Genomic DNA, 1,026 nt, shown 5'->3' with positions numbered 1-1,026 from the left:
GCCGCAGCCGCGGCGGTGATCCGGACGCGCTGGTTGCGGACGCCCCCCCGGACGCTCTGACCGTGGCGGTGGCCGCGGACGGGCTGCTCGCCGGCGTCATTCTGCTTCGCGATCAACTGCGCGACGATGCGCGTTCGACGCTTCAATCGCTCCGCACCGCCGGAATCGAGCGGATCGTGCTGGCTTCCGGAGATCTTGACCAGATTGCCCGGACAGTGGGCGAGGATCTCGGCGTCGATCAGGTTCTGGGAGACCTGACGCCAGAGGGCAAGGTCGCCGTCGTGCGCCGCGAAGCCGCGAGCCGGGCGGTGATGATGGTGGGGGACGGCGTCAACGACGCGCCCGCACTTGCCGCCGCGGATGTTGGGGTCGCGATGGGCGCGCGCGGCGCCGCCGCGTCGTCGCAAGCAGCGGGCGTCGTCTTGCTGGTCGACGAACTGCAACCGCTGGCGAAGGCACTCGTGGTCGCCCGGCGCACGCGCGGCATAGCTCTGCAGAGCGTCTTCGTCGGCCTCGGGCTGTCCCTCGTCGGAATGCTTGTCGCTGCCCTCGGCTATCTTCCCCCGGTGCAGGGAGCCCTGTTCCAGGAAGCGATCGACATCGTGGTCATCCTGAACGCGCTCCGGGCCCTGCGCTGACGCGAAATGCGCATCCGTTGAGCGGTTTCCTGGCCGGTGAGGTATTTGCGCGCGCCTCCGCTCCAGCTTCCACGCCGGCCGTCGCGCTCCCCGCGCCAGCTGCCATCCGGTCATGAATGCCAGGTCTTCTGACGCTGCCCCTCGGAATTCAAAACCCAATCCGCCCCCCGCAGCCCCCTTCGTCCAAGACGTGACAGCAATGCTACCCTGGTGCGCTACGCAATCCGCGACTGGCTGCCGTGCTCTAGTCTGGTCCCTCGTAACGGCCGCCCGCCCCCGCCCCGAACTCACCCGGCAGGCAAACTTTTAGCCGGCTCTGCTCCAGGACCGGCAAACCAACATTCGAGCGCGACTTTCCGCGGGTTGTCAGTATCCTGCACGTTCGGTG

General features: G+C 68.1%; 1 protein-coding gene. It reads left to right on the top strand.

Features of this window, described 5'->3' with window-relative positions; translation table 11 throughout:
* Positions 1-638 (top strand): HAD-IC family P-type ATPase (locus AC1D34_RS37935; RefSeq protein WP_476827074.1); only part of this gene is annotated, 638 nt, incomplete at its 5' end.
* Positions 639-1,026 lie beyond the last annotated feature (388 nt).

It is taken from the genome of Allobosea sp. P1_A7 (assembly GCF_056406775.1).
Note: the sequence above shows the minus strand (reverse complement) of the source record. Positions and strands in the feature narration are given on the sequence as shown.